The organism is Paenibacillus sp. AGC31, assembly GCF_057334655.1.
This window is the reverse complement of record NZ_JBHFJH010000025.1, coordinates 23,467-48,400: the sequence shown is the minus strand read 5'-3', so window position 1 is coordinate 48,400 and position 24,934 is coordinate 23,467. Positions and strand designations below refer to the sequence as shown.

General features: G+C 48.3%; 22 protein-coding genes. 9 read left to right on the top strand and 13 right to left on the bottom strand.

The genetic code is table 11. The features are described 5' to 3' along the window. Positions 1-14 precede the first annotated feature (14 nt). From ACE04G_RS10430 to ACE04G_RS10415, 4 genes are all read right to left on the bottom strand, one after another. Positions 15-2,090: a methyl-accepting chemotaxis protein gene (locus ACE04G_RS10430; RefSeq protein ID WP_449004296.1), complete on the bottom strand. Its 2,076-nt coding sequence runs from the start codon at positions 2,088-2,090 to the stop codon at positions 15-17. A 226-nt stretch (positions 2,091-2,316) separates the two neighbouring features. Beyond that, positions 2,317-3,423: a Glu/Leu/Phe/Val family dehydrogenase gene (locus tag ACE04G_RS10425; RefSeq protein ID WP_221823807.1), complete on the bottom strand. Its 1,107-nt coding sequence runs from the start codon at positions 3,421-3,423 to the stop codon at positions 2,317-2,319. A gap of 287 nt (positions 3,424-3,710) precedes the next feature. Further along, the gene (gene cdaS, locus ACE04G_RS10420; RefSeq protein WP_221823805.1) at positions 3,711-4,340 is read right to left on the bottom strand and encodes a sporulation-specific diadenylate cyclase CdaS; all 630 of its coding nucleotides are present in this window, start codon (positions 4,338-4,340) and stop codon (positions 3,711-3,713) included. Between the two features lie 201 nt (positions 4,341-4,541). Then, on the bottom strand, positions 4,542-6,056 hold the full coding sequence (locus ACE04G_RS10415) for a DUF6359 domain-containing protein (protein ID WP_260632945.1): 1,515 nt from the start codon (positions 6,054-6,056) through the stop codon (positions 4,542-4,544). A 388-nt stretch (positions 6,057-6,444) separates the two neighbouring features. Here ACE04G_RS10415 and ACE04G_RS10410 point away from each other — a divergent pair, with 388 nt between their 5' ends. Continuing rightward, positions 6,445-6,600 (top strand): hypothetical protein, encoded by a 156-nt coding sequence (locus ACE04G_RS10410; RefSeq protein WP_017691064.1) that lies wholly within the window; start codon positions 6,445-6,447, stop codon positions 6,598-6,600. A gap of 277 nt (positions 6,601-6,877) precedes the next feature. Continuing rightward, a complete protein-coding gene (locus ACE04G_RS10405) occupies positions 6,878-7,435 on the top strand; it encodes a GNAT family N-acetyltransferase (RefSeq protein WP_221823801.1) in 558 nt (185 codons plus the stop codon). 113 nt (positions 7,436-7,548) lie between these two features. Here ACE04G_RS10405 and ACE04G_RS10400 read toward each other — a convergent pair whose 3' ends face one another. Next, positions 7,549-8,325 (bottom strand): Crp/Fnr family transcriptional regulator, encoded by a 777-nt coding sequence (locus ACE04G_RS10400; RefSeq protein WP_260632941.1) that lies wholly within the window; start codon positions 8,323-8,325, stop codon positions 7,549-7,551. 376 nt (positions 8,326-8,701) lie between these two features. On the opposite strand from ACE04G_RS10400, the gene ACE04G_RS10395 reads away from it, so the two are divergent. The 6 genes from ACE04G_RS10395 (at position 8,702) to chrA (ending at position 12,914) form a co-directional block, all read left to right on the top strand. Beyond that, a complete protein-coding gene (locus ACE04G_RS10395; protein ID WP_221823799.1) occupies positions 8,702-9,133 on the top strand; it encodes a GAF domain-containing protein in 432 nt (143 codons plus the stop codon). A gap of 109 nt (positions 9,134-9,242) precedes the next feature. Beyond that, a complete protein-coding gene (locus tag ACE04G_RS10390; RefSeq protein ID WP_017691068.1) occupies positions 9,243-9,893 on the top strand; it encodes a response regulator in 651 nt (216 codons plus the stop codon). Then, positions 9,886-11,001, top strand: a complete 1,116-nt coding sequence (locus ACE04G_RS10385) for a PAS domain-containing sensor histidine kinase (protein ID WP_221823797.1) — start codon at positions 9,886-9,888, stop codon at positions 10,999-11,001. Before ACE04G_RS10390 ends, ACE04G_RS10385 begins: the two co-directional genes overlap by 8 nt. A 270-nt stretch (positions 11,002-11,271) precedes the next feature. Next, positions 11,272-11,766, top strand: coding sequence for a chromate efflux transcriptional regulator ChrS (gene chrS / locus ACE04G_RS10380; RefSeq protein WP_221823795.1), 495 nt, complete (start codon positions 11,272-11,274; stop codon positions 11,764-11,766). A gap of 12 nt (positions 11,767-11,778) precedes the next feature. Then, complete coding sequence (chrB, locus tag ACE04G_RS10375; RefSeq protein WP_221823793.1) at positions 11,779-12,366, top strand: chromate efflux transporter ChrB; 588 nt, start codon at positions 11,779-11,781, stop codon at positions 12,364-12,366. Between the two features lie 2 nt (positions 12,367-12,368). After that, positions 12,369-12,914, top strand: a complete 546-nt coding sequence (gene chrA / locus ACE04G_RS10370; protein WP_221823791.1) for a chromate efflux transporter ChrA — start codon at positions 12,369-12,371, stop codon at positions 12,912-12,914. Positions 12,915-13,072: 158 nt separating this feature from the next. Here the strand turns inward: chrA and ACE04G_RS10365 are convergent, their stop codons facing one another. After that, entirely contained in the window at positions 13,073-15,445 is a 2,373-nt protein-coding gene (locus tag ACE04G_RS10365; RefSeq protein ID WP_221823789.1) for an Ig-like domain-containing protein, read from the bottom strand. Between the two features lie 211 nt (positions 15,446-15,656). Between ACE04G_RS10365 and ACE04G_RS10360 the strand changes: the two genes are divergently transcribed. Then, entirely contained in the window at positions 15,657-16,262 is a 606-nt protein-coding gene (locus tag ACE04G_RS10360) for a methyltransferase (RefSeq protein WP_221823787.1), read from the top strand. Positions 16,263-16,585: 323 nt separating this feature from the next. On the opposite strand, the gene ACE04G_RS10355 is transcribed toward ACE04G_RS10360, so the two are convergent. The 7 genes from ACE04G_RS10355 to ACE04G_RS10325 form a co-directional block, all read right to left on the bottom strand. Beyond that, positions 16,586-17,722 carry a glycoside hydrolase family 88 protein gene (locus ACE04G_RS10355; protein ID WP_076216561.1) on the bottom strand — a complete coding sequence of 379 codons (1,137 nt, stop codon included), beginning with the start codon at positions 17,720-17,722 and terminating at the stop codon, positions 16,586-16,588. Positions 17,723-17,912: 190 nt separating this feature from the next. After that, complete coding sequence (locus tag ACE04G_RS10350) at positions 17,913-19,865, bottom strand: glycosyl hydrolase (RefSeq protein ID WP_449004295.1); 1,953 nt, start codon at positions 19,863-19,865, stop codon at positions 17,913-17,915. Beyond that, positions 19,858-21,849: a heparinase II/III domain-containing protein gene (locus ACE04G_RS10345; protein WP_486094413.1), complete on the bottom strand. Its 1,992-nt coding sequence runs from the start codon at positions 21,847-21,849 to the stop codon at positions 19,858-19,860. The genes ACE04G_RS10350 and ACE04G_RS10345 overlap by 8 nt, the downstream gene beginning before the upstream one ends. A 264-nt stretch (positions 21,850-22,113) precedes the next feature. After that, positions 22,114-22,770: an SGNH/GDSL hydrolase family protein gene (locus ACE04G_RS10340; RefSeq protein ID WP_449004293.1), complete on the bottom strand. Its 657-nt coding sequence runs from the start codon at positions 22,768-22,770 to the stop codon at positions 22,114-22,116. Positions 22,771-22,885: 115 nt separating this feature from the next. Then, entirely contained in the window at positions 22,886-23,683 is a 798-nt protein-coding gene (locus tag ACE04G_RS10335; RefSeq protein ID WP_449004349.1) for an NAD-dependent epimerase/dehydratase family protein, read from the bottom strand. 109 nt (positions 23,684-23,792) lie between these two features. Beyond that, positions 23,793-24,122, bottom strand: a complete 330-nt coding sequence (locus ACE04G_RS10330; RefSeq protein ID WP_339181346.1) for an AzlD domain-containing protein — start codon at positions 24,120-24,122, stop codon at positions 23,793-23,795. After that, complete coding sequence (locus ACE04G_RS10325; RefSeq protein WP_036616527.1) at positions 24,113-24,817, bottom strand: AzlC family ABC transporter permease; 705 nt, start codon at positions 24,815-24,817, stop codon at positions 24,113-24,115. The genes ACE04G_RS10330 and ACE04G_RS10325 overlap by 10 nt, the downstream gene beginning before the upstream one ends. Between the last annotated feature and the right edge of the window lie 117 nt (positions 24,818-24,934).

Below are 24,934 nucleotides of genomic sequence, written 5' to 3'. Positions count from 1 at the left end.
TATTCAATTAACCCTTACTCCACCTTGAACCGTGCACCCGATTCGGCCAGTTTTTGCGTCAATTGATCGATCGTATCGACCATGTTCGCCAACTGCTGCACCGTTGAAGACTGCTCCATCATGGTTGCCGTTACCTCTTCAACCGAAGCAGATACCTGCTCCCCTGAAGCGGACAAACTGTGGGCTGACTCCAGTACGTCATCCTTGTTCTGCAACATCTCTTGCATCTGTCCTGCCATCGTGGCAATTTGTCGATTGATAACCGTTACCTTCTCCAGAATCACATCGAACGCTTGACGAGTCTGCAAGACAAGCTCATCCTGTCTGGAGGAGATGGTATGAATCTCTGCAACACTTTGGTTGTTCTCGGCTACATCGGCCAGATTCTGCTCAATGATGCTGGAGATTTCCTTGGACTGGCGGGAACTCTGCTCTGCCAGATTGCGGATCTCCTCAGCTACAACTGCAAATCCTCTGCCATGTTCTCCAGCCCGGGATGCTTCGATGGAAGCATTCAATGCAAGCAGATTGGTCTGCTTGGCAATCTGGCTGATGGCTTCCGTGATCTGACTAATACTGCCCGAACTCGTTTGAAGTTTGACCGTAATCTCCGAGATTTTCTCGACTTCCCGTTCGTTCACCTCATTAATACGCATCAATTCATTGACGACTTCATTCCCGTTGTGGAATACCGTTTCGATCTCATCTGCTCTCGCCTTTACATCCTGGGCGCTGCTGTTCATGGCAGCCACTTTATCGCCGAAGCTGTTGAATTTGCCTGCAATCTGCTCGGTATCTTCGGATTGGGCCTCCATCGCCTTCGCGATGCCCATGGACGTCGCCGATGTCTCATCAATGGATCTTGCTGTCTGTCTGGATGTTTCCTCCAGCTCCTGAGTGCTGGCTTGAAGAACATGGATCGAACTATTCATATCGGTAATCAGGTTTCGGTTCTGCTCCACCATGCCATTGAAGCTCTCTGCCAGATCCTTGAATTCACTGTTATATCTACCATTGGCCTTGACGGTCAGATTCCCTTGAGCAAGCTGTTGGAACAGCCCGATCAGACGAACAATAGGTCTCGTAATACTACGAGAGATCAATAGTCCTACGCCAATAGCCAGAGCAATTCCGATCAAGGTCACGATAACCACCTGGCGCTGCATATCCTCTAATGGACGTTTGATATCATCATAATCGTCCATAATCACCACGGAGAGATCTGCGTCAGGAATCTGATTAACACGGTAGTAGATATCATCTCGATCCATCGAAGTGATTTTCACTTCGTCCGTTGCCTTGACATTTATAAGTTCCATAGCTTCCTTGTCTTCCGCAAGTGTCTGTCCCACAACCGAAGGGTCCAGTGAGTCGAACATGATAATGCCACTTCGGCTCAGCACTTCAACTCTGCCTTGGGCATTGATTTTAATGTCTCCCAGTTGCCCCAGGAAAAAGCTGCTGTCCACCGACATGGCGAACACACCCAGTATATTACCCTGTTCATCGGTGATGGGCTGCGAGAATACAATAATGAGCTTCTTGCCAGTCTTAGAGACAACTGCGTCACTGATGAAGGATTTCCCCTGTATGGACTCCTTAAAATATTCCCGATCTCCCCGTGACTGTCCAATGACTTCCGGCATGGTTCCCGCCACCATAGTTCCTTCCTTGTCAAACACGAACAAGTCCGGCTTGGTGCCTACCGTGTCGGATATACTGTCGGTGAGAATCGTATTCGCTGTATTGAAGTAAGGATTCTCATCTGTGAAAAAGGTGTCATCTGGCATTTCATTGGTACCACGCAACTCCAAGAGTTCTTTGAACGTGTTATGTACAGATATCGCATGACTCATCTGTTGCTGAAGCTGCATCGCTGTCCAAAGCCCTTCCCCAAGGCGGTCAGCCATCACATTAATCTCATCCTTGCTTTTCCTGACCACAACATCAGATGAAATCATATAACTTGTGGTCGTTGCACCGAGCAGAACCAGAACAACCAATACACTGATCATGATCGGCAGCTTGATCTTAAGCGACATATTTTTGATCTTATACCCTATTCCTTGCTTTTCCCCCGTTTTTCCCATTCCCACTTCTCCCCGCTTCCCTGAACCATCTCCATCTGAACGATGTAAATACATTATCGGAAAAAAGCATAGTGAAATTGATCAATTAGGGAGATATTGCCACTGTTTTTCTTTGTTATGTTCTGACAGTGCACAAAAAACTGCCTGTCAGATCGACAACATCCAATTTTGGAGTAGGTTTGCCGATCCTAACAGACAGTTTTCAAATTATATGATTGGATTATGATTACTTGCGCAATCTCCGGGAACTCAGCGCGTGATGACCATTTTGCAGGAATGTGCTGCGCGTATTCTTCATCTGCTCAATCCGCCGCTCAGCCAGACGATCTGCGGCAACATAGGTAGCGATGCCCTCGGTACGTGAGCTTTCGAATATTTTCTCCAGATTGGAATAGATCTCTCCGATCTTGCCCCACGCCCGATCCGCGTTGTAACCGTTCAGCTCATCTGCGATATTAATTACGCCGCCTGCATTGATAACATAGTCAGGCGCATATACGATGCCCATATCATAGAGCTGATCCCCATGACGGGTCTCCAGCAGCTGATTATTGGCACAGCCCGCTACGACCTTCGCCTTGAGCGTTTTGAGTGTATCGTCATTAATCGTGCCACCGAGCGCACATGGTGCATAGATATCACACTCCACACCCGTGATGTCTGCAGGATCAACTGCTGTTCCGCCGAAGCGGTCCACGGCCTGTTTCACCGAGTCCTTATGGATATCCGTAACGATCAGATGTGCACCTTCCTCATACAGATATTTGCACAGATGCATCGCCACATTGCCGACACCTTGGACCGCTATCCTTTTACCCTCAAGCAGATCGGTACCAAATGCTTCTTTGGCTGCTGCCTTGATCCCCCGATATACACCCCAAGCCGTTGCAGGTGATGGATTACCGGATGAACCATAACTCGCCGAGATGCCTGTCACATAATCGGTTTCCTGATAGATCAGGTTCATATCCTCTTCCGTCGTACCTACATCTTCGGCCGTGATATAACGTCCGTTTAAGCCTTGAATGTATCGGCCAAAAGCCCGAAACATCGCTTCATTTTTGTCACGCCGCGGGTCTCCAATAATGACGGTTTTGCCACCGCCCAGATTGAGGCCGGATACTGCATTCTTATATGTCATACCACGGGCAAGGCGTAGGGCATCTTCAATGGCTGCTTCTTCTGAAGCGTAAGTCCACATCCGTGTGCCTCCCAGCGCAGGGCCGAGTGTTGTGTCGTGTATGGCGATAATTGCTTTTAACCCTGAATTTCGATCCTGGCACAGAACCAGTTCCTCATAATCGTGTTGCTCCATTGCTTCAAACCAACTCATGTGCTAACCGTCTCCTCCAACCATTTTTGCGATCCAATCGCATTGTTCTCTATTCATTGACCATCCTCTATTGTACCCATGAATACCCAGTTTGTGCAAAATCACATCGCAATGTCAGAGAAGCATTGATCGATGTTTCTCATATGGCGGGAGCAAAGCTGTCGAATTTCAGATTATAATTTTATCGTCTATCAATAGAAAAACCTCTCTCCCTTACAGGAGAAAGGTACACTTCCCTCAACTGCATTAACTCAATCGTGCCAAGTAAGCCACTTGATCGTTCACATTTAAGATAGCGTCTCAACCACATTAATGGGATGCAAATCGCCATCCACCGCAAATGAAGCCTGTCCCGTCTCTTCGGAGACAACCAACACTACGGCGTCCGTCAATTCACTGAGTCCCAGCGCAGCCCGATGACGGGTGCCTATTTTACGTTCATGCACTTCCGCTTGCGACAACGGCAGCACATTACCAGCAGATACAATCTGATTACCACGAATCAGCACAGCCCCGTCATGAAGTGGCGCACCGGGAATAAACAGCGATTCCAGCAATGCATGCGTTACTCTTGCATCCACAGTCACGCCTGAGTGAATGATCGACTCCAACGGAATCTCCCGTTCAATCACAATTAACGCCCCATATCTCCGGTCAGATAGATGCTGTACGCTCGATGTTAATTCGGCAAACTTCTCGGTAAAGGGCGACAGATAACAATCCAGATAAAACGAAGAGGCGAGCACCTCGATCTGTTTAATCTCCGCTCGAATCTCTGCAAATTGCCCCAGCAGACAGACACTGTCATTGTCAAAACGGGATAACGTCATGTTCATTCGATCCGCCACACGATGCAGATCTGCCTTGAGCTTCTGCCTCATTGAGGAACTGTCACAGTCTCCTTGTTGAGTCATCATTCACCGCCTCCTCTGGTTGGGTTGAGCTTCACGCCGCATCATTAGTACCCATACCTTCCCCTCCGGAGCAGATATTTATGCAGTGGCAGCAAGGCTCTATAGTCGTGATTGTAACTAATATAACAAGCAAAAAAAGAGCCTGTCCGCAAAACTCACGGTCAGACCCTATTCGCATAATGATTTGATGTTTGTCTACTTTACTTATTGCGCTTTGCCGTATGAACCTGTCTTAAATGTAGTCGGATCATACCATTTGTACCCTGCCGCTGGTGCAGCCCATGGCTCAAGTTGCGGCTCGGTTGATGCGGCCGGAGCTTCGATAGGAAGCAGGCTTGTTGCCGTATCCAATGTCAGTCCTGGCACTTGTGCCAGACTGGTGTAGCTCTCTTTGACCGCGAGCCATTTCACGGTATTCACAAGGAACGTTGCATCATCCACTTCTTTGAATCCATCATAGGTCTTCTTGGTAGCACCGGTCTCTTCACGCAAATATTTCGGAGTCGCATCTTCCACAGGTGAAGAGTCGCCGATAAATGCGGCTTTGCCTGCACCAACCTTTGCAATGGCAGCATAGGCTCCTTCAGCTCGTCCACCACCGTTATATACGCCCTGATCCACGGCATTGCCCCACTTGGACACACCACTTGGTACATACACCAAACCTTTGGCCTTGTTCGGGTCTATAATCGCAACGGTCGATCCCGCATGCATGGCTACAGAATTAACACCAGCCGTAATGCCGAAGGATTGTGCTGGTGCAACGATATCCGATGCATTTACATCTCCAAGGGCATTGTAGCGGAAACGGACACCAAAGTTCGTCGCGAGCCAGTCTGAACTCGTCACACTCTGCATTGCTGGTGATCCCGCTTCAGCCGAAGACATGCCTTTGGCCGGATTCAGGAAAGCACCGCGGCGATAACCGTTGAATACTTCGGAAGAATCCCAGCGGTTTTTGTTGCGGTCTGCATTATAGTGGTCGGAGATGAAGAAAATACTCCCTCCGTTCTGCACGTACTGCACCAGCGCAGCCTGTTCAGTCGCTTTGAACGGCACGTTGGCTTCGCCAATGACAAAGACGTGGTAGTCTTTCAATTTATTATAGGTGATGGCTTGCTCACCAAATGTATACGGGATGCTGCGTTCCAGCTGATCCACGGCAAAGCCTGCGTTTCGCAAACCATTGGCAAAATCCGAAAATGCCCCGTCAATAATCCAGTCGGCAGCACCTGCTGTCTGGGCGTGGGTATTATCAAATAATACTTTCTTGCCGGTACCGTCCGGTAGTGTTGTACCCGGGTTCGGTTCTGGATCAGGATTGGTTGTTCCGGAGGAAAGTGTGATGGACGTTGGGTTTTTGACTCCTGCATAGCTGTTGTAGGCACCGAGGGTTCCGGTTACGATAATCTTTTTGCCTACAAGACTGGGATTGGACGCCAATCCATATTGCGAACGGAAAGATGAGGGAATCTGTACATCCAATAATCTGGCGTTAGTTCGCTCTGACGCTGAATCTGCAATCAGAACATTAAAATCATTGGCGTACGGAGATGTAAACTTCGCGGTAAGTGACCCGGTAGCATGTCCAACAATGATTCCTTCAACCGTTGCTGTTCCTCCACCGCTCTGGGCAGCGATGGCCTGAGATACCGTAAGTGGTGCTGCAGCTTGTACCGGACTTTGCGAACCCGGCCCCAGCAGTGCGGTTGCCATCATGATAAAGACCAGGAATGCCCCGATCCAGTGCTGCCATAACGCCTTCTTCATATTCCCTTTCTCCTCCTCCAAATTACCTGATAATGGTTATCCTCCTTTTAATTTAATGGTTCATATGCTGAATTCCTCTTTCTTTTTGTAAAATTATTGAAAAAGTTTAGAAGTTGAGTCTATTGGCCCATACTGATGATCATTAGAATTACATTTTAATGAGCCTATTTTCAGAAAAAAGTTAAATTCGATGCGGACTTGGGATTGCATTTTGCCAGCGTTCATTGCATAATGAATATATAAACGTGATAATGATTATCATTCTTGAACTTGTCTCTTTGTAACTTTCTACTGCATATGATTTTACGAATTTATAGATAAGGGGAACGAACATCGAATGAATACAACTCTGCAAAAGGCTGATCTGCAGCTTGACGATTATTTGGATCTTCTGAACCTGGCAACCAACCTGGGTGATACGAGATGGCAAAAGGAAATTATCCGTAAGCTGGCGTATACTTATCCCGCAGTTCAATGTAAACAACCACAATAATATGCCTTATACTTACATAGCTCATAACCCATTCTTTACATGAATCGGTTATTGGGCTATTTTTGTTTTATTATATAATTGAACTAAACATTTACACGAGAAACGGAGAGGACAGAAATAACCTGAAGAAGCGGAGCGTTCGCCTTTATTCCCGGATTTTCTCCTTTGAAAACGGGAATCCAATAAATCTGGGATAACAGCGATCGGAAGGTTGTTCTGTCATCGGAGTGGCAAGTGTAATATTCTTTAGTTCAATTTATATAGGAGGGGAACAACGATGCAATTGGAGACCGAACGACTCATCATCAGGGATATTCTGGAAACAGACTGGAAAAGTATACATAGCTACACATCCATGACAGAAGTTACTCAGCATACGGCATGGGGACCGAATACGGAAGAAGATACGCGAGCATACGTGCAGTTTGTGTTGGACATGCAGCAGACACAACCACGAGAAGGCTTTGAACTGGCGATATGTTTGAAAAGTGATGGAACTCTCCTTGGTGGAGTAGGTATTCACGTGATGGAGAAAACCAATGCAGAGATCGGTTACGTCCTTAATCCCGCCTATCAAGGAAAAGGTTATGCCGCCGAAGCAGCCCGTGCTCTAATAGGTTTTGGTTTCAATGAACTGGGCATGCACCGGATTTACGCCAAATGCCGTCCGCACAACACAGCTTCGGAGAATGTCATGAAGAAGATCGGCATGCAGCGAGAAGGGCTATTACGCGAGCACTGGTTCTACAAAGGTTCCTTTCATGACTCGGTGCTCTATTCGATTCTCTCCAGTGAATATGGCACGGCCAATGGAGATCCAATTCTACATATGTAATTTTCCGCATACATCAAAAAAGCTGACACCGATTATACGGATGTCAGCTCTTTTTATTATTCTCCGTAACGACCCCAATCGCCAATGGAGATACACCCCCGGAACAAGCTATGTTACAACCGGCACAACTCTACGGGGCAACTTGGGAATGTCGGACATCCGCACATGCAACGCAAGGCTGCCAGATCCCGAATCATCAGTTTTCCGTCCATCATATCCAGCGTACCTTGTTCCTTCCATGCCCCCAGCATCCGCGTTACGCTCTCTCGGGTCGCTCCAATCATCTCAGCAAGATCGGTATGGTTCAGCTTCATGTCCAGCACAATACCATCCGGTGTCACCCTGCCATACGAATTGCTGGCACGGATCAGTGTCGAAGCGAGCGCACCCGCCTTGCCATAGAGCAACAAATCACGGAATCTCGACTGGGTAATCCGCTGCGACAGCGCCATCCATTGCAAGAATTTCAAGGCAAGGTCGCCATGTTTGCTGAGTATGCTTTCCAGATCGCTAAGCGAGATAATCGCCAGCTCCCCTTTTTCCGCCATCTCTGCACTGTAGCTATGATTAAATCCGCCGATGCCGCCGAATTCACCGATGAGATCGCCGCTTTGCTGAATGGATAAAATAATTTCCTTCCCATCCTCCGTCGACTTGGTCATTTTCACTCGTCCCGAACGAATGTAGTACAGATATCCGGCTTCATCGCCTTCGAGAAAGAGACTATACCCCGACTTTACCCGTTTGGGTTGCATTTTCGCTTCAATCAGGTCCCATTGCTCAGGTGTAACGAACGAAAGGATTCCGCCTGTTTCTCGTGTCATTTTGCCTGCCTCCGTTTGTTTCTGCTCTGTTCTTTGGGTTGTTCTTTCCACAAATACTGTACCCATTACCTTCGTCCCCCTCGGTGATTCCTTATGTATACATCATATCGCGAAAGTAGCTTCAGGGTTATCGGGGGATTACCTGATCATTGACAAGAAACTCCCTGAATTTGCTGTGAGAAAAGTCACATTTCACCGATATGCCTCATCCTTCGCATTTCTTCAATCCCTTGGTGTACCTGAGTCAAGAGTCCTCTACTGCCCAAGTTCAGTAGATTACGGAACGGAAATAGGGGTTTTCCCTGAATTACAACGTACGAGAATGGGTCTACAATAGAACTAACATTGTAATACCCTTACTTTAAGATGATCCTGTTCAAAGGTTAATGATAATAATTAAACGTTACGTACCTTATAATTTCGGAAAAGGAAGTGTCCTCTCATGCATGATGAACTGCCATCTGGCATTCAGGAGATGATCGACGGCCTGCGCCTGAACACATACAGCGACTTCTGTGGACTTGCCTGTCTGAACGGGACGATGCTACGCTGGAAGTATACCTCTGGGGCTAGTAATGAACGGGTGAAACGCATGGAAATGCGCCCCGGACAAGATCTGGTGGGCACAGCCCTTCGGACTGGACGCACAACCCGATCTGATGCACAATCCACCGGGGAGCATACACCCGGTCGTTGCCCGTTAATGCTCGCTGAGCGGCTGGTATGTGCCATAGCGGTACCTGTGTTCCAGGAAGGAAGCGTGCCTGGCGCCGTGCTGCTCGTTGGCAGCAGACTGCCTTGCACCTTCTCCCCCGATATGATCCGGCAGACGGAGCAAATCGCTCTACATCTTCAGCCGAAGGTGTTTGGATAATAGTTTGAACTGGAGAGTGAGAGAAGTTATTCGGAGATTAAAGCTCTGAATGGCTTCTTTTTTTGTTATGATATAGATAGAACTAAGGAAGCGGACAGGGGGAAATCATGTGATTCAACTATTAGTTGTAGACGACCATGTTGTCGTGCGTTCCGGGCTGATCGCCTTACTTGAAGGAAAGAATGATATACATATCGTTGGAGATGCCGCAGATGGCGATGAAGCCATTGCCAAGGCTCAAGAGTTGAAACCAGATGTGGTCTTGATGGATTTCAGCATGCCGCCAGGCAAAGACGGTCTGACCGCTACCGCTGAATTGAAGAAATTGATGCCGGATGTCTCCATTTTGATACTGACCATGCATGACGATGAAGAATATCTGTTCCGCGCCATCCACGCGGGAGCATCCGGATATATCCTCAAAAGTGCACCGCATGAAGAATTGCTTGCCGCGATTCGTTCCGTAGCAGAAGGTAGCGCCTATCTGTACCCAAGTGCGACCAAGCGGCTGATGAGTGAATACCTGGACAAAGCCAAACAGGAAAACGCCGGACCGTATGACACGTTATCCGAGCGGGAGAAAGAGATTTTGTCCTGGATTGCCAAAGGTTACGCCAACAAGGAAATCGCCGAACATCTGATCATCAGTGTCAAAACGGTCGAATCCCACAAAAGTAATCTGATGGAGAAACTTGGCCTGCGTACACGACCGGAACTGGTGAAGTTCGCCATGAAAAAGGGGTTGCTGAACTTTGAGTAGTGCACGCAAGAACAGATTAAGTGGACTCGCAGACCAGCCCGTACGCCTCCTGCTGAACGAAATCGATAATCACATTACGGATAATGAATTCCGCAGCAGATTGAAGGGTTCCCTGCATCAACTGAGTGATCTAAAGTTTGCTCTGGATGAGTCCTCCATCGTTGCCCTCACGGACCGCAAAGGAAAAATCCAATATGTGAATGATAAATTCTGTGAAATCTCGCAGTATGAGCGGGAGGAACTGATCGGTAAGGATCATCGAATCATTAACTCCGGATACCATGGCAAAAGCTTTATGAAAAACCTGTGGGACACGATATCCTCAGGTAAGGTATGGAACGGGGAAATTCTCAATCGTGCCAGAGATGGCAGTCATTATTGGGTGAACACCACCATCGTGCCTTTCCTTGATAACGACGGCGAGCCATATCAATATCTGGCTGTACGTAGTGAGGTCACCAAGCTGAAATCCGTCGAAGCCGAATTGCAAAAGATGATGTCCCAAGTGATGAATATTCAGGAAGAGGAACGACGCCGGATCTCGCGTGAACTGCATGACGGGATTGGACAGAGTCTCTTCTCTCTGGTGATTCAGATGGACCGACTGCTGGCAGACCAGCCACAACCCGGGGTTGAAGCACTTCGTAAGCAGGTCACGGGTATCATGGAAGATGTACGCGGTATGGCATGGGAGCTGAGACCATCCGTTCTGGATGACCTGGGTGTTGTTCCGGCGATTCGTACGTATATCGAGAATTACACCCGTCACTACGGAATCGAAGTTGATCTGGAATGTAATTTGCGCAAACGATTGGAGATGAATCGGGAGATAGCCATCTACCGGATTATTCAGGAAGCCTTAACCAATGTCGCGAAGTATGCCGATGTTGCCGAGGCACGTGTTACTATTGAAGATGTTGAGGACATGACGATGGTTATTATTGAAGACCATGGCGCGGGATTCAGCGAAGTAACCGCTGGCAATGGTGTTGGATTGTTCAGTATGGAAGAGCGTGCCCGTGGCGCAGGAGGAACGTTAAGAGTGTCTTCCGAGCCTGGCGAAGGGACAACCGTTACCCTTTTACTGCCCAAGACAGCACAGGGATAACCGGTCATGCTTCGTATCACACTTTGCGCTTTACTCCAGCTTATCTATTATTTAACGGCTGCTCGCTATTGGACTGTGCGAGTGGTCTTTTTATTTCCGATTGGTCGAAATGACAAAATGAAGGCTCAAAATCGGTTAAATTCAATAATCATGATAAATAGATTGACTCCAGTTACGATTCGTCATTAAACTATGAATGCCACATACACATTGTATGATTAGTAAAATTTCATTGTTCATTTCATATAGCGAAGGAAAAGGATGATCAACATGTCAGAGAAACACTCCTCCAAAGGAGGAGAAATTCCGCAAATGTACAATCTGGACGAGATGGATCGCAAAATCATCGCCGCGCTTCACCACAACAGCCGAATATCCTATACGGATCTGGGGACACAGATCGGATTGTCACGTGTAGCAGTCCAGGCGCGCATTAATGCGTTATCCGAAAAAGGAATCATCGAACGCTTCACCGTTGTGATCAACCCTGGCAAAGTTGGGCTCCAGGTCTCGGCCTTTTTCAATGTCGATGTTGAACCGCCCTTCCTGGATGAAGTCGCGGAGAAACTGGACGAAGAACCGGCCGTCACTAGCCTCTATCATATGACAGGCCCGAGTACCCTGCACATGCACGGTATTTTTGCGGATATGGAAGAGATGGAGCAGTTCTTGCTCGAGAAGCTATATAAGATGCCAGGCATCGTCAAAGTGGAATCACAGCTGTTGTTGAAACGTTATAAAAGCCGGATGGGCATGAGACTCTAGGAGGAAATCAGCATGGGTTGGAAAGATTACAAAGGTCTCGTCATCGGAATGGTCCGAACCGGAATTCTCGGATATGGCGGTGGACCTTCGGTTATTCCATTGATCCGTTATGAAGCTGTTACGCGTTACAAATGGGTCAGTGATGAGGAGTTCGGCGAGATTTTGGCTATCGCTAATGCCCTGCCCGGTCCTATTGCGACCAAGATGGCCGCATATCTGGGATACAAAACCAAAGGTGTACTGGGCGCGATTGTGTCCGTACTCGCTCACATCTTACCGACCAGTATTGCCATTATTGCTCTGCTCGGTTCCATGTACGCACTCCGCGAGTCGAAAGTGGTAGCAGGCATGGTAGCCGCCGTGCGGCCGGTCATTTTTGTCATGCTGGGCATGATGGCTTATGAGTTTGCCATGAAAGCCTGGAAGGGACTCGGCAAAGTTTTTGCCGCCCTATTCGGCGTAATTGCCTTTGTACTGTTGCAGCTACTGGATATCCATCCGGGGATTGTGATCGCGGTTTTCCTTGGATATGGTGTCTTCCATCTGGAGCTAGTACAGCGCTTCAAATCCAAAGGCAAGTCCGATAAGGAGGTGTCCTAAGGATGCTCCAGACTTGGTGGGAATTATTTTGGGGATTTTTCGTAGCAAACATCTTGGGATATGGGGGTGGTCCGGCCTCCATTCCGCTCATGCAGGAAGAGATTGTGAACCACTACCATTGGATGACTACAGAGCAATTTGGGGATGTACTAGCGATTGGTAACGCCCTTCCTGGCCCGATTGCAACCAAAATTGCTGCATTTGTCGGGTACCACGTGGCAGGCTGGTTTGGGGCATTTATCGCAAGTTTTGCTACAATCGTCCCTTCCGCAACCGCACTTATTATATTACTTCGTCTGTTGAACAAACATCGCACGTCACCCAAAGTCAAAGGCATGACCCTACTCGTGCAACCTGTTATCGCTGTACTCATGATTCTGCTTACATGGGAATTCGGGCAGCTATCCACTGATTCCATCGGCATCTGGCAGACGTTAATCATAGCAGGCATCTCGCTCTGGGTCATGACCAAGACCAAGCTGCATCCAGCCATTCTGATCGTGATCGCTTTTGCCTATGGTGCGCTGGTACTGTCTCACACGATGTAGTTATACAAACGTACAGGGAACGATCCCTTAATAAGACGTTTCAGATTCGTTAGCGCTTGGAGACACGTTCTAGTTTATAGACCAAAAACGGTGATACCAGTTATTCGCTGGCATCACCGTTTTTATTTGCGCGTTTCAACTCACATTTGAAAAAGCAATTACTTCGCTTCAACCACTACCGTTACTTTTGTTTTCACACCTGCAAATGTCACCGTAATTGTTGCTTTACCTTTGCCGTTCGCCTGAATAATTCCATCTTTCACCGATGCTGTTGCAATACGGGAAGATTTCCAGAGAGCCGGCTTGGATACATTAGCTTCACTGCCATCGGCATACGTTGCAGTTGCAGCCACGGTTACCTTTTCACCAGGTTTCATGGTCAACGTTACTTTATCCGTCTGCAAATATTTCAGTGTATCCACATCTACAGCAATGGTTACAGACTTGCTACCGTATTTTGCTGTGATTTTGGCTTTACCTGAACCTGTAGCTTTGACTTTACCTTTGGTCACTTGAGCTACTTTGTAGCTGTTCGTTTTCCATTCAGCTTTGTCAGAAACATCACGCTCGCTACCGTCGCTCAAGAAGGCAGTTACCGTCAAATCAGCTGTATCGCCTGATTTCAGGGAAAGAACCGGCTCGGAAGCTTCAATACGTGTGATGACATCCACTTCAACTTGGATAGTCACTTTTTTGGAGCCATATTCGGCTGTGATGTTGGCTTTACCACTGCTGTTACCCGTGATCACGCCTTTTTTCACATCCGCTACACGTGCATTGCTGGATTTCCAAGTTGCTTCGGATGTTACATCCAGCGTGTTGCCGTCCTCATCAGTACCTGTTAGAAGGATCGTCTGAGTTTCTTTGGCAGACAGAACAACGAAGTTCACATCTGCTTCCAGTCCACTAGCCATACCTACTTCAACAGGCAGAGTAAGTGTTTTACCTTCAATCTTCGCTGTGATGGTTGCCTTACCTGTGGCAACACCTGTGATAACCCCTTTGCTATCTACCTCAGCGATTTTGTCGCTGCTGCTGCTCCAGGTTGCATCTTCGGATATATCCTTGGATGTTTCACCATACAAAGCCAGTACTTTGGCAGAAGTCGTTCCACCAACAGCTACTGATGCTTTTTTCTTATCCATCTCATACTTGTCTGCTACGTCTACATTCACTGTGAATTTAACCGTTTTACCGCCATAAGCTACAGTAATCGTAGCCGTACCGGATTTGTATGCAATCAGATCGCCGTTGGATACATATACAACATCTGCATTGCTTGAAGTCCATGTTGCTTTGGAAGTTACATCTTCTTTACTTGCATCAATATACTCTGCATTGGCTACCAATTTTTTAGACTTGTTATCACCCGTAACACTCATGGCGAGTTTGTCATCTACATCTTTGATATCCAAATATCTTGCCGTATCTACATCCACAGCAACTTCTACGGTTTTGCCACTATAAGTGGCTTTGATCGTTGTTGAACCTGCACTAATGGCTGTGATCTGTCCCTTGAATACCGTTGCAACCTTCTCGTTGCTGGATGTCCATGTTGCTTGATCCGTTACATTCACATCGCTGCTGTTTGGATAAGAAGCCGTTACAACGACATTAGCCGTTTTAGTTGTGTCGCTCAAACGGAAGAAAATACTTTGTTTCTCCACACTCAGCTTGCTGGTCAGATCTACATCCACGTCAACGGATACTGATTTCGTACCGTATTTGGCTGTGATCTTGGCAGAACCTGCCGAGTATCCTGTAATTTCGCCTTTGAGTACGTCTGCAACCTTCTCATTGCTGGATGTCCACTCCGCCAGATCGGTTACATCTTTGGTTGTGCCATCTGGATACGTAGCCGTCACTTTCACACTTTCACTTTTGTTCAACAACAGATTAACTTGTTGTTTATCTACATCTACACGTTTAACCACTTCAACGTTAACATCCACCGTCACGCTTTGGCTGCCAACTTTGGCTGTGATAACGGCCGTACCCGCACTTTGTCCAGTCACTTTACCATTCACAACGGTAGCAACCTTCTCATCACTGGTAGACCATTCTGCAGTACTTGCTGCTGCATTATTTGTTTCATTGTCACTATACGTTGCTGTCAAAATAATTTCTTTTGTATCTCCCGTGCGCAAATCCAGACTTTGCACGTTTTTCGAAAGGGCTTTGACCTTCTTCGTCACTTTCACTTGAACGGTCTGACTCTGACCCTGGTAAGCTGCGGTAATCGTCGCTTTACCTTCCTTTTTGGCCGTGATTGCACCATTATATACAGTTGCTATCGAAGTATCTTCGCTACTCCAGGTTGTACTAATCGTTACATTAGCCGAGGTATTATCTGAATATACCCCTGTCACCGTAACAGACCCAGAATCACCAACTTCGAGCGACATCTCATTCTTGGAAACCACAATTTTGGACAGTTCTTTGTCTGCCGCAGCGGCCAAGCCTACGTTGGAAATACTCAGCATCAACACCAGCATCATCACCATGTACTTGGTCAATCTTGGCTTTAACATCATTTCCCCCCGATTATCATCATTTTTTTCCTTATCTTTAATGTCGGCAAGTCCTTTCCAGATGTTTAGACTTTCAGGAAATTTTCAGGGAATTCTATGGAAGTTAATTTATCTTCTATTCCTGTTTCAACCGATCATACCTGCGAATATAGCGCATACCTATGTATATTGACTGTCTTGAACTTCTTTTAACAGGATTGGAGGAAACATAATGAGTCAGCCTTTTGATTACATCGGGTATTGGGAGAAAACATATCGTTCGGGTGAAACTTCTGGCAGGGGTTCATACGGGGTTTTGGCTGAATTCAAGGCCGAGGTCGTAAACGGACTGATTCAACGTGAAGGGATTCATCGTGTCATTGAGTTTGGATGTGGAGATGGCAACCAGTTGCAATACATGAATTATGAGGACTACCTGGGCGTGGATGTAGCGGCTTCTTCAGTAAAGCGTTGTGCTGCCCAATTTGCCAAGGATTCATCCAAGAGCTTCATGCTGTATACACCAGGCCTATGGATTAACCATGGTTTCCTGCAAGCCGATCTGACGGTCTGTCTGGATGTGTTATATCACATCACGGATGAAACGGATTTTCGCAACACCCTCTATGATATTCTGCACTCCTCAACAGCATGGGTGGTGCTTTACACCCGCTTGAAAGAAAACGGCAACCCGGGGATTGATACAATCCAGGACCGTAATCTGTTTGAATATCTCTTCGACTACCCTGATTTCAAAGTTCATGAGATTATTCCGCAGCGCTATCCAGATCAATCTTCTGCCGACTTTGTCATTCTGAGACGTACGCCTTCGAAGTGAAAATCGATTCTTTCAGTAAAGCATAGCTAAGTCTGCACCCCAACTGGACCTGTAAGAATGAATATTCATATGCCAGATATTCTTTTGTCTTCCTTCGATTATGTAAACCATCCGCCTGTCCGCTCACCTTGATTCGTCTATTCAAAGCTCAAACTTAGGTGTACTCCGTCTCCAATAGTAGGAATATCGTTCCTAATACTGGAGACAGCCTTATGCGGACAGGTGATGATGGTTTGCTAACAACTCGAAGACTCATAACACTACGACCTTACTAATCTGTTCTCACCTTCAGTTCTTCCAGCCCGTAGTTCTCGATTCTTCTTTTAAAATAACCCCGCATGTCCACGCAGCTTCGCCAGCGCTTCCATATAGAAATAATCGCCGTATATAATCGGCACATTCAACCCTCGCCCTTCCGGGTAATGCACCGTTCCCTGCATGATCAGACCTTCTTCCGCTGCCGAGTCGCCGGAGCTATAATGCTCATGCAACCCGCGGACAATACGCTCTCCCGCGGCAGCATAGGTTTCACCGCGTGGCGACAGCTTCGCCAGCTCAAGCAACCCGCTCGCGGCAATCGCCGCAGCGGACGAGTCCCACGCCACCTGATGCTCCGCAGGTGCGCGGAAATCCCACACCGGCACGATCTCTTCGCCAAGCATGGCGAGGAAGAAATCGGCCGCACGCTCCGCTGTCTCCAGATATCGGGCTTCGCCCGTATACCGGAAAGACAGCGCAAACCCGTGCAACGCCCAGGCGGTGCCCCGCGCCCAGGCGGAACCTGGAGCATGGCCCTGTCCGCCATGCTCTCGCAGCTTCTGCCCCGTGTGTGGATCAAACTCCACCACGTGGCAGATGGACCCGTCAGCGCGGATGAATTCGCGCGCCACGGTGTCCGCATGTGCTTCCGCCAGCCAGCGGAAGCGAGGATCGCCGCTCTGCTCGGATGCCCAATAGAGCAGCGGCAGGTTCATCATGCTGTCAATGATGGCTACGCCGCGCGTATCCATTGCTGACGAGCTGAAATTCCAGGCGCGGATGAACTCACCGCGCACGTGGAAACGGGCAGCGAGCAGGTTGGCGGCAAGCATGCCACGCCGCCGTCCATCCATGCTGCCCGTCTGGCGGTAGTTGGCTACGCCACTAAGCAGCCAGATGAACCCCAGATCGTGATCCACCGATTCGGGATCACGTAGACAACCCTCCAGTTGCCGCTCACAGCTTTCGGCAATGCGATGTAGCGAAGCCGCCGCTTCACTTTCCGGCGCATCCCCATAGACCAGCCATAATAATCCAGGCCAGAAACCTGCTGTCCACCATTCCGGATCATTCCGGTCATATGTCCCTTGCGGTGCAATGTGTGGAAAAGTATCCTTGATCCGCTTTGCATTCCGAATTGTCTTGGCAGCCCCCTGTTGCCACGCTTCCTCGAGCCATTTTACCGACGTTGATGTGTTCATGAACATATCCCTCCTCGATTCAATACCAGACATCTATGCTTGATGCTCCAGCTCATCCTCAACTTATCTATAGCGTCGTATGCCATAACTGCAATAGCTATCAGTTAAATATCACTAATCATCCACGAATAACACTTTTAACTATCATTCGAGATGTTCAGAGATCTAATGATCCTCAACCTGAACACCTTCAGTTAACCTCGCCCAATCGGATTGCAAATGACAACCTACGTGCTCCGTTCACTTCAATCCGTGCTTCCTTCAGCAACCCATTACGGGAGGCCACGGCCTGCTCTTCCAGATGAATATTGGCCCCCTGATCCAGCGCTGTAGATTCTACATAGGCCCCCCGATACTCCGTTCGCACGCTATGATCCGTATGGGTAATTACCGCCTGTTCACGGCCATCATGGAACATCAACGGAATGAGTGCCCCTGCTGCCGCGATCTCACCTTCGAATTCATACGTTATGGTCAGCAAGTCTGCCTGTTGCACATAATGAGTACGCAATGTTTCAATTCCGGGTAATGGACCGACCCATGTCACGGCAAAAGAATTCTCCAAGGCATTCACACCATCTTCTGACGCTTTTTCCACCAGATGCTTCTCTACTTTATTCCGCGTACCATGGTCCACCTTCTCGTACACAATGGACCCTCCTCCCTGTGCAGGGTCCAATCCAACATCCCGATCATATGCATCACCGGATGGAATCCCCTCTGCAAGGCTATGCCATACCCCATCTAGTGTCTTCCACGCAGGACAGTAGCTGAGCGGTCGGACCGCCCCTTCGACAAATTCCGTGAATCCAGCCTGCACATGGCTGGCGGCGGACGGGCCAATCAGACCAGGTAACCTCATCTGCTGAATCCGTACCAAACCAGGGATCGTATACGGGTCATTCATCGCCGTGTGTAATACCAGTTGCTGACCAGGTATGGAAGCAATCACGGTTTCGAACCACCCATCGGTCTGCAATACCCTGCTGCCTAACTCGGAAGGAAGGTACACTTCGCTCACATCGTCTCCCGGATCACTCAGACAAGCGTGAGCCAGCGCTGCCGCAGTCCACAGGTTGTAACAGGTATGGTTGGTATAGATTTCATATCCATGCCGATCTTCTGGCGCGTATTCATTGCGTACAATTTTCAAGCGTCCATCATCCATCTTCCAGCGCTCAACAGCAGCAAAACACCGATTGGCCGCACGTGCAAAAGCACCCGCCATCACCGGATCTCCCGCCTCCAGAGCCTGCGTTGCATGTGTAGAACATACATAAGCTGCGGCAGCTTCATTCCACTGATGCTGGGAGCTGCGACCACGTGGTGGAATCTCACCTAGCGGCGAGAGCGACAGTAACGAGCTGAAGGCACCATGGCGCAGCTGCTCACGTAACGTATCGGCAGTAGTTCCCTCGTAACCAGCTTCAAGCATCACCCCAAGGTGATACCGGGTGGCAATATCATAGGAAAATGGACAATTCGGACGGTCCAGCGGTCCATCCTGATACAACCCAAGTGCCGTAAACCGTGGCAGATGATAGGCTTCCAGATAACGATCCATCCAAGTTGTATCCTCACTTGCCAGCTGTTCACGCCACCGCAGATATTCGCCAGAGATCATGATAGCGTTCCAGTTAATCATGCGATTTGGATTGTTCATCTTGCTCATCGTAAATACATAATCCTGTTCAGGACTGATCGTTTTGAGTGCCTCAGCCCAGATCTTTGCTTGTTCCGGCAGATATGACTTCAACAACATGTAAGCTCGCATCATGAGCACTGGATAAAAATCAGGATGATTGTCAGGTACGCTACCTTTCACCACGGCATCAATGCTCTGTGACAGGGCTGCCGCTGCGGAATCAAGCAGACCTGTACGCCCCGAGTCAACCAGAACTGCTGCCGCCATCGCATAGGCTGGTGTAGCATAATATCTCTCCACACCCGAGAACGGGTCGATAATTGAACCCTGACTGTCCTGATATGGTGTGTAAGCACGAACAACACTTTCAACAAGTGCCAACTTGCGCTCCCGATTCCAGCCGTCTGCCGGAGCAGGGCCCGCTTGTTCTGCCAATGTACGGTAACGTTCGAGTTCATCTTTCCATGGATACGTGGACGCAGATGTATATTTACTCACGCATGCTCACCTCGGTTTCTCCCATTTTCGGTTCAATAATGAAGCGCACCTCACATACCGTTTCAAGCGGATTAGAACTTTCTATCCGAACATCCGTCTCATCAATCACACCTATCCATGATAGTGACGTCCGATAGAATGTGACTGGAACATTGTCATGATCAACTGTTTTCATAGCCTCCGTGAAGACCTGCCACTGGTCCGCATCATACGTCATATGAACCATTCCATGTACACCTTGCCAGCGAAGATTACCGCTCTTCACCACCTCAGGTTGTACTCTGCTCATCCATCGCTCCACAACACTCGAACATCCTGCATCTGAATCGTCCACCGAAGAGAATCGTTCTGCCGAAGACACCATCCTGCTCTTCCAATGAAAATGGTCAATCAGATGCAATTCTGCTCCATTCCTGCTACCGCCAGAAGCCATCTTCCAATGAAATTGGCGCGTATAACGAGCCAGTGAAGCAGCTCCAGAGTAAGCGGATGTCAGATCCAATGTTGTATTCAGCTCACCGCCACCCTCTGCCAGCTTTGCCTCTAACACATGGGCTTGCGCTTGTCGGCCCGAACTTTGCTCCTGGCCTTCAATGAGCGGAACGTTATGCCCGGATGACGAGATGTGTAACAACTGCTCTCTGTCTGGTGCAAAATACGCTTGGGTATACAACCCTGCTCCTGGATCACACAGAATATTCTCACCACCGCAATGGATAATGAACTGCCCCAGATCATTATGGTTGTGAGGTTCATCGTTATGTCCACCTTTAACGGAAATAGCCACATGAAGAGGTCCGCCGTTTGTACGTTTTGTATCTGGAGAATCAAGCGAGCCTTTTGCAATCATCCAACCCAAATTTTGAAAAATAAATCCCCGTTCAGCCTGTGAAGAGGCACCTTCATCACCATACATTTTCGGGTCGCTCCACATCACGTTCCGCAATAGATGAGCCCAGCGATGACAGGGATCTTCGGTAAACAGTGGAATATGAAGTGGCAAATCCACCTGCAACCCAACCCGGGACGCGAGCAGGGAAAGCAATCCGGAAGGGATCTCTTCCTTCTCGGCACTGTCCGAATAATTCACATATGTGCCGCCCGACAGATGCACTCGCAGCGGGAAGGCTGCGATGGCTGTTATTTTGGAACCCGTCAGCAGATCTAGTTCGCCCTTACTGTACTCACGAAGCATCTCGGCATAATAGGTGAAATAACCGAAGCCATATACCCAATATCCAATGCCTTCGGCACAGCCGCCATCCTCGCCATAACCGCTCAGGAAGGCGTCCATACAACTGACTGTTTGGCAGATCGATTCCCGTAGTGTTGGCTCATCTTCCAACAGCAACAATGCAGCCATGCCACAGCAGCCACCACAGACTGCCGACCAGTTGTGATCCGCTGTCTGCCAGTGGAACTTCCGTTGATCCCGGTAAAGCGGAGTGAAGATTCGCCGCTCGGCTTCGAATCTGATACGCTCTATGACAAGGCGATCCAGGCGCTCGGCGTGAATCGTTACAACTTCGGCCAACATATGTACCGTCTCTGCGGCGAACAGATCGATGTTTCCATCTACCTGATCGACTTCTCCCGTACCCAGATGCGCTGTCAAACACCACGTATACTCACCACATATGTCCCACAACATATCTTCCAACACTTGCATTGCATTCGGCCTAGACAGGTCCAATGCGAGCATCGCCACAGCAGCCAGCCTGCCCCTTCGATCGAAATAAGCCTCCTCATAGCCTTTCCGCTCACCCGTATCGCTGAACTGTCGATATAAACGGAATGACAAGGAAGGCATGGGTTCATTCAAGGCACGTTCACCGTAAGCCTTCAAGTCTGTGTATAAGGTAGCCAATTCAGGCCGGGATAACTTCTCCAAGAGTCTGTCGGCACTTAAGGAACCCCATACTCTGTTCTCAGTTCCACGTTGGTTGATATTTTCATTTTCGACTTCATGAATGGAATCTTCCACTGGATTCACCACTCTTCGTTAATGGATTGTCATACCCACATTATAATGTAATCGATTTCATTTTACCGGATATGATAGCACTTTTGAAGAATTATCCATTAAAACTCTTTCCACGACGTTACTTCCTTCTCCTTCCCAACACAAAAAAACGAAGAACCTTTGTCAGGTTCTCCGTTACATTCTGCCTGTCACCACAGGCTTTTATGGCTATCTTAATCCTGAATACCCATTCCAACTGCCCATATCACAACTGTTCCGTTGTTGTTACACAATCGCAAGTGGAGAATTTTGCACAACAGATAACCACTGACGTGCAATCAGCTCATGACCTGCTGCGGTTGGATGCACGCCATCCCACAACCAGTATGCTGCGTCCGCCTGCTTCAGAGCATCATTGAACGTTTGCTGCAATGGTACCCACACAGCTCCGAATTCTTCAGAGAGACCTTGCGCCAGCTTCTGATACTGACCAATATGCTCTTCCCAGGCTTCCCATTTCTCCGCGGTCGCTCCGGTTCTCAGAATAAACGGCTCCATCAAAATCAGTCCCGTATCCGGCATCACTTCCCGAGTTTCTTCGACCAAATGGCGATACGCCCGTCCGAAACGATCCGTTACTCCGCTAGGTTCACCATTCATCGTGCGCCAGGCATCATTAACCCCAATCAGGATGCTGATCAGATCCGGTTTTAGACTAATGGTATCCTCATTCCAGCGTGCGTACAGATCGGATGCCCGATCCCCGCTGATGCCTCTGTTATAGAAGGTCTTTTGCTTGCCCGCCAGTTCCATACCCAGTTTGCTGGAGATCAGATACGCATATCCGTGTCCGAGAAAATGATTCGGATCATCATTGCGTGATCTTCCCCCATCTGTAATCGAGTCTCCCTGAAACAATATAACGGATGGACTAGTACTCATGATTGAAATCGTTCCTTCCTCTTGTGCAAAATGGAAACACTGAACACCTCAGTCTCCATTTTATCCCTTTCGGCCACAATAGAAAATAGCGTTTTCATCACTGAGTGTCGCCATCTTATGAATCTTTTGGTTCTTTCTCCACATGGCCTCCGCCCTGATAGGCTGTCTCGTCCTGTTTATCAGGTACGCCTCTAAGCTTTGCCTCTTCCCACAACTCGGCTGCATCATCCTGTGGGCGGTATCCAATCTTCTGCGCCAGATAGCCAATATCATAGTAATTATCTGTATTCGCTGAAGTCCCGTACAGATTCAGATACTTCATATCTGAATCGGCTTCAATACAGCACTCAGCGAGCTGGACCATGTCCCTTGGTGATATCCAAATATGAGCCGAGCGCTCCGAGTGCGGGTATGTATCACCTGAGAAGTTTCCAATCCGAATGTTGAATGAGGACAGGTCATATTTGTCAACGTAATAACGTCCCAGCAGTTCAATATAACATTTGCTAAGTCCATAGAAGCTGTCCGGCCGGTACGGGTCATCCACTTCAATATCCTCACCTGTAGGATAGAAGCCTGTCGCATGGTTGGAACTTGCAAAAATCACCCGCTGAACACCGTTTAACCGTGCAGCTTCATACACATGGTAGGCTCCGGTTACGTTGATCGGCAGAACTTTGCCCAGAAAATCTTCCTCATCCTTAGCCCATGCAATGTGCAGAACGGTGTGAACCCCCTGCATTAGTTCCTTCAGGTGTTCCCCATCGGTCACATCCATGGCTACAATGCCAGCTTCCTCGTCTTCACGCAGATCAGCTGCAACGATGTCATACGCACCCTTGGCTCTCAGCCCCTCCAGCAGACTGCGACCAATGACTCCGGCAGCTCCCGTAATTAACAGTTTTCGCTTCAGTTCACTCATGAATCCAGCTCCCTTCGCTTAGATAGGTTATCTATCCTCTATAGAACAGTATTAACCGATCAGGCGAAGGAATTACCGGATTTTACAATACAACCTGCAACTATCCAATCCAATATCGCAGTATCATCATAGCCACAATACCAACCAATACGGTTCCAAGCAGACTGCGTGTCCAGATAGCCACTGCAACCGTAGGCAGGGATGCCCACAGAGCTGCATTGTGCGTAATCGGCACTAACTGGTTGTCTGACATGAACAGTTCCTGACCAATTAGCGCTGCCATGACCGCTACAGGTACATACTCCAGCCAGCGTAACAACCACATTGGAATCTGTATCTTGCTGAACAGCATCAGTGGCAGTACACGCGGGATAAATGTTAACAGTGCCGAACCCATAATAATCCAGAATACATCCCATCTTACTTCCATCGTTCCATGAACACTCCCATCGTTGCCGCAATGACCGCAGCCACAATGACACTCATACTGCCAAGTGAAGCCATGCTGGCGAAGATTACACAGACAACGGCGATAATCGCCACATTAATGTGTATTTTTTTGTTTTTGCGATGCACCAACTGGAGTACAACTAGTCCAATAAACATGGCTGGCAGAGCATAATCGAGACCCAGTCGTTCCGGATTGGTGATCCAGCGTCCAAAGTACGCTCCAGCCATATTAGCCACGAACCAGTTCAGATATGCGGTAATATTCAGACCGTGCATCCAGCGTTCACTCAGCCTTTCCCTGCCAATTGCACGTGTCATCGCGACGCCAAAAGATTCATCGGTAAGCAATGAACCAATCCACATATTTTTAAGCGGGGTCAGATGCCGAAAATATGGTGATACAGCTGCACTGAGCAGCAAATGGCGAAGATTCACAAAAAATATGGTGAACATGATTGCTACTGCTGACCCATTCGATGCGAGCATGCCTGCTGCAATGAACTGAGCCGATCCTGCATATAAAATCAGGCTGAGCAGAGCTGTTTCCGCCAGACTCAGACCTGCGGTCATTTCAATGACACCCGCCGCAAAGCCAATACTTAAATAACCAAGCAGGGTTGGGATACAATCTTTGACCCCCTGCATGAATGTAGCCTGATCCTGGACCTCTTCCATGTTCTCCTGTCCAGATATCTGTAGTGTACTTTGGTCCAACTGCCGTACAACCCCTCTCCAATTTCTGTCCCCATAAACCGATATATATGGATGAGTATTAATTCAGGTGCATTTTTC

Excerpts from the sequence above, each read along its gene's own strand:
- ACE04G_RS10330 (WP_339181346.1), bottom strand. The coding sequence starts at position 24,122 with ATGGAAGTAAGATGGGATGTATTCTGGATTATTATGGGTTCGGCACTG.
- ACE04G_RS10410 (WP_017691064.1), top strand. The coding sequence starts at position 6,445 with ATGAATACAACTCTGCAAAAGGCTGATCTGCAGCTTGACGATTATTTG.
- ACE04G_RS10430 (WP_449004296.1), bottom strand. The coding sequence starts at position 2,090 with ATGGGAAAAACGGGGGAAAAGCAAGGAATAGGGTATAAGATCAAAAAT.
- cdaS (WP_221823805.1), bottom strand. The coding sequence starts at position 4,340 with ATGATGACTCAACAAGGAGACTGTGACAGTTCCTCAATGAGGCAGAAG.
- ACE04G_RS10400 (WP_260632941.1), bottom strand. The coding sequence starts at position 8,325 with ATGGGTACAGTATTTGTGGAAAGAACAACCCAAAGAACAGAGCAGAAA.
- ACE04G_RS10325 (WP_036616527.1), bottom strand. The coding sequence starts at position 24,817 with ATGGAAGAGGTCCAGGATCAGGCTACATTCATGCAGGGGGTCAAAGAT.
- ACE04G_RS10395 (WP_221823799.1), top strand. The coding sequence starts at position 8,702 with ATGCATGATGAACTGCCATCTGGCATTCAGGAGATGATCGACGGCCTG.
- ACE04G_RS10355 (WP_076216561.1), bottom strand. The coding sequence starts at position 17,722 with ATGAACACATCAACGTCGGTAAAATGGCTCGAGGAAGCGTGGCAACAG.
- ACE04G_RS10360 (WP_221823787.1), top strand. The coding sequence starts at position 15,657 with ATGAGTCAGCCTTTTGATTACATCGGGTATTGGGAGAAAACATATCGT.
- ACE04G_RS10365 (WP_221823789.1), bottom strand. The coding sequence starts at position 15,445 with ATGTTAAAGCCAAGATTGACCAAGTACATGGTGATGATGCTGGTGTTG.
- ACE04G_RS10405 (WP_221823801.1), top strand. The coding sequence starts at position 6,878 with ATGCAATTGGAGACCGAACGACTCATCATCAGGGATATTCTGGAAACA.
- chrB (WP_221823793.1), top strand. The coding sequence starts at position 11,779 with ATGGGTTGGAAAGATTACAAAGGTCTCGTCATCGGAATGGTCCGAACC.
- chrS (WP_221823795.1), top strand. The coding sequence starts at position 11,272 with ATGTCAGAGAAACACTCCTCCAAAGGAGGAGAAATTCCGCAAATGTAC.
- ACE04G_RS10425 (WP_221823807.1), bottom strand. The coding sequence starts at position 3,423 with ATGAGTTGGTTTGAAGCAATGGAGCAACACGATTATGAGGAACTGGTT.
- ACE04G_RS10415 (WP_260632945.1), bottom strand. The coding sequence starts at position 6,056 with ATGATGGCAACCGCACTGCTGGGGCCGGGTTCGCAAAGTCCGGTACAA.
- ACE04G_RS10340 (WP_449004293.1), bottom strand. The coding sequence starts at position 22,770 with ATGAGTACTAGTCCATCCGTTATATTGTTTCAGGGAGACTCGATTACA.
- chrA (WP_221823791.1), top strand. The coding sequence starts at position 12,369 with ATGCTCCAGACTTGGTGGGAATTATTTTGGGGATTTTTCGTAGCAAAC.